This is a genomic window from Neisseria sp. P0021.S006 (genome assembly GCF_051956895.1).
Genome location: NZ_JBQCWZ010000491.1, coordinates 1 through 1,000, shown reverse-complemented (window position 1 = coordinate 1,000; position 1,000 = coordinate 1). Strand labels below are relative to the sequence as shown.

The 1,000-nt window shown below is 51.3% G+C and carries 1 protein-coding gene; it reads right to left on the bottom strand.

Annotated features, from left to right (window positions below):
• Nucleotides 1-77: 77 nt before the first annotated feature.
• Nucleotides 78-1,000 (bottom strand): class I SAM-dependent methyltransferase family protein (locus ACTHUM_RS15205; RefSeq protein WP_440403314.1); only part of this gene is annotated, 923 nt, incomplete at its 5' end.

The following is a 1,000-nucleotide window of genomic DNA, read 5'->3' as shown; positions in this document are numbered from 1 at the left end:
AGGTTTTCATGGATAGGTACATGGTTTAAATAAGGCCGTCTGAAAGTTAAAGAATTGTTCAGACGGCCTTTATTTTTTTATTTCTTCACTGCCAAGCTCACGGTGAAAATACCGTCTTCGTCTATCCATTGATGGATTTTTTCAAAACCGGCTTTTTCAACCAGCTGATCCATTTCCTGCTGACTGCGACGGCGCATTACCCAGTTTGGGTTGCCTGCTTTGTGGCTGGTCAGGGCGCGGGCAATCATTTCCAGTTGCGGATGCCACGGCTGGCCGGTGTAGATCAGGTAGCCGCCGGTTTCAATGGCTTCTCCAAAGCCGTAGAGCGAGTTCAAAATCAAATCAGTGTCGGCAAACAATTCGTGCAGGCCGGAGACGATGCCCAGGGTAGGACGCGGCTGTAAATCGTGATAATTGGCGCGGTCATAGGCATTGACCTCATTGAAGGTAACCGTGTCTTGTAAGCCGCGCTCGGCAATCAGCTTGCGACCGGCTTCGACATTAATCGGACTGTAATCGCGCAAGCGTACGGAATTAGGCAATGTGTCGGCAGTCAGGGCATCCAATACATAGCGGCCATGACCGGATGCGATATCCAAAACGTGTACCGGTTTGCCTGCTTCACGCAGTTTGGCTGAGGCCGTCTGAATGGCTTTGCCGATATTGACTTTGCGTTGGCGAATGCCGCGCCAGCCGATAGCGTTAAGATAGTATTTGTCCACCCATACACCGAAAGCATTGCTGCCTTGCGGTTGATTGCGGTAGACATAATCCAATGTGCTGCCCGAATCAAAACCTGTTTCTTGACCGATTCTCAAGCCTTCACTCCAGCGCGAACCCAGTTTGAGCGAGGCGCGATATATTGCCCAGAATGCGCCGCGAGGCGTACAAACAGGCAAAGGCGTCGCCAGTTCGTCAGCTTCGCGACGGCTGTCTCCAAATAAGTGCGCTTGAGTCAGATCGACTTGTTGCAAAGGCTGATTGAAACGCTCGCGGATAA